This is a genomic window from Candidatus Proelusimicrobium excrementi (assembly GCF_937881865.1).
Lineage (GTDB): Bacteria > Elusimicrobiota > Elusimicrobia > Elusimicrobiales > Elusimicrobiaceae > Proelusimicrobium > Proelusimicrobium excrementi.
Genome location: NZ_CALGEO010000038.1, coordinates 1 through 2,893, shown reverse-complemented (window position 1 = coordinate 2,893; position 2,893 = coordinate 1). Strand labels below are relative to the sequence as shown.

2 pseudogenes are annotated in these 2,893 nt (G+C 47.5%); both read right to left on the bottom strand.

The annotated features are described in order from the left end of the window. Positions 1–1,575: pseudogene (locus ACQY26_RS02080) on the bottom strand (DNA-directed RNA polymerase subunit beta'); the annotation flags it as partial. A gap of 12 nt (positions 1,576–1,587) precedes the next feature. Further along, positions 1,588–2,893: pseudogene (locus ACQY26_RS02075) on the bottom strand (DNA-directed RNA polymerase subunit beta); the annotation flags it as partial.

The window sequence follows — 2,893 nt, the reverse complement described above, 5'->3', positions numbered from 1 at the left end:
TGTTAAGTAGTAGCTTCCTAGTATCATATCTTGAGAGGGTACTGTAACTGCTTTACCATCTTGTGGTTTAAGTAGGTTGTTTGATGCAAGCATCAAGAATTTTGCTTCAGATTGTGCTTCTGGTGATAGTGGTACGTGTACCGCCATTTGGTCACCGTCGAAGTCAGCGTTGAAAGCGGCGCAGGTTAAAGGATGAAGCTGTATGGCTTTACCTTCGATAAGCACCGGTTCAAAAGCCTGAATACCCAATCTGTGAAGCGTAGGAGCGCGGTTTAAAAGCACCGGGTGATTTTTGGTTACTTTTTCCAAAATATCCCAAATTTCCGGGCGGACGCGTTCAAGCATCTTCTTGGCGGCTTTAAGGGTAATGCCGTCCTTTTTCATAAGTTCGCCTATGATAAAAGGTTTGAAAAGCTCCAAAGCCATAAGCTTCGGCAAACCGCACTGATGCAATTTAAGGTTCGGACCTACGATGATTACGGAACGGCCGGAATAGTCGACGCGTTTACCCAAAAGGTTTTGGCGGAAACGTCCGTGTTTACCTTTGATAACGTCGGAAAGGGATTTAAGCGGCCTGCCGCCCGCACCCAAAAACACCTTGCCGCGCGCGCCGTTTTCAATCAAAGCGTCAACGGCTTCCTGCAAGAGGCGTTTTTCATTATAAATCATTACTTCCGGCGCCCTTAAGGATTCAATGTGTTTTAAGCGGTTGTTTCTGTTGATGATTCTTCTGTATAAATCGTTCAAGTCCGAAGCCGCAAATCTGCCGCCGTCGAGCGGAACCAAAGGCCTCAAATCCGGCGGAATTACCGGCAGGACGGACATAATCATCCACTCCGGCCTGTTGCCGCTTTCTTTAAATTCTTCCATCGTTTTTATGCGGCGGATTAATTTGCTTCTTTCAAGTTCGCTCTGCGTTTCTTTAAGTTCCAAGTGCAAAGCGGGGATTTCTTTGTCAAAATCAATGCCGGCCAAAAGTTCTTTTATGGCGGGCGCGCCGATGCCTACTTTAAGGCGTGCGCCGTGTTTCTTTCTGGCTTCGCGGACTTGGCCGTCGGTCAAAAGATCGCCTTTTTTGAAGTCGGTCCTGCCGGTTACGGAGTCAATCGTATCTTCCAGCACGACATAGCTGGCATAGTATACGATACGCTCCAAATCGGAGGTTTTCATATCCAAAAGGATACCGATTCTGGAAGGAGTCTTCCTTAAAAACCAAACATGCGCGACAGGAACGGCAAGCTCGATATGGCCCATTCTTTCGCGGCGGACTTTGGCTTCGGTTATTTCGACGCCACAGCGGTCGCAGCACATACCTTTGAATTTTACCCAGCGGTATTTTCCGCAGGAGCATTCATAGTCCTTCGTAGGGCCGAAAATGCGCTCGCAGAACAAGCCGTCCCGTTCCGGTTTTAAAGTCCTGTAATTGATAGTTTCCGGTTTTTTAACCTCGCCGCTCGACCAGGATAAAATCTGCTCGGGGCTGGCAATACCTAACTTGATAGCGTCGAAATCAAAAAAGTTGAGTTCGCCTAATTTCTTTGTTTTTTTTGTGTTATTATTTGATACATCAAACATTTTATCTCTCCACTATTTAGCTGCTGCTTCTTCTTTTTTGGCGTCTTCGGTTTTTTGCTCTTCTTCCGTATGTTCTTTAAGCAATTCCACGCTTACGCCCAATGCCTGAAGTTCTTTTACAAGCACTTTAAACGATTCCGGAACGCCCGGTTGGCTGGGCAGCTCGCCTTTTACTATGGATTCGTACATTTTGGTTCTGCCGACGAAATCGTCCGATTTGACGGTTAAAAATTCCTGCAAGGTGTAAGTGGCGCCGTAGCCTTCAATGGCCCAGACTTCCATTTCACCGAATCTCTGTCCGCCGAACTGAGCTTTACCGCCCAAAGGCTGCCTAGTTATCAAGCTGTAAGGACCGGTTGACCTTGAGTGAACCTTATCTTCAACCAAGTGAATAAGCTTCATGATATACATATAACCGATAGTTACTTTTTCGGCAAAAGGCTCGCCGGTTCTGCCGTCGTAAAGAGTAATGCGGCAGTAATCGTCGGGGAGATATTTCTCCGGTACGCCTTTGGCTCTTAAAGCGTCTTTGGCTTTGCGGACCTGTTCTTTTACTTCTTCTTCGGTCGGGCCGTCAAATACCGGCGTAGCGGTATTGATGTTTAAGTGATGAGCCGCCCAGCCTAACATCGTTTCAAAAAGCTGGCCGACGTTCATCCTTGACGGAATACCCAACGGGGACAAAACTACGTCAAGCGGAGTGCCGTCCGGCAGGAAAGGCATATCTTCTTCCGGCAGGATTCTGGCTACAACGCCTTTGTTACCGTGGCGTCCGGAAAGTTTATCGCCCACCTGTACTTTGCGTTTGGAGGCTATGAAAACTTTTACCGACTTGTTTACCGTAACCGGCAATTCGTCGCCTTTGGAGGAGAAGTCTTTTTCCCTTTCATAATGCTCAAGCAAGCGTTTTTCAAGCAGCTTGTAAAGATTGAGCATTGAATCTTCCGCTTTTTTCAAATTGGCGCCTTTTACCGTATTTCTTACATACTCAAGGGCGCGGGCTTTTTGCTCTTTCAAAGTTTCCAAATTATGCTGCATTTCGGCGTCGAGAGCTTTAAGCTTGGCTTTTTCTTCGGCTTTGGATAATTTTTCCTTGCGGACAAAAACCCTTGTGCCGATTACTTTGCCGGTAGTGCCGGGAGGAACCCTCAAGGAAGCGTCGACGACGTCATCGGCTTTCTTGCCGAAGATTACCTTCAAAAGTCTTTCTTCCGGGGTGAGCTGCTGCTCGCCTTTCGGGGTTACTTTACCGACCAAAATATCGCCGGGGCCCACGACCGTTGACGGAATAATTATACCGTCTTCGTCCAAGTGGGAC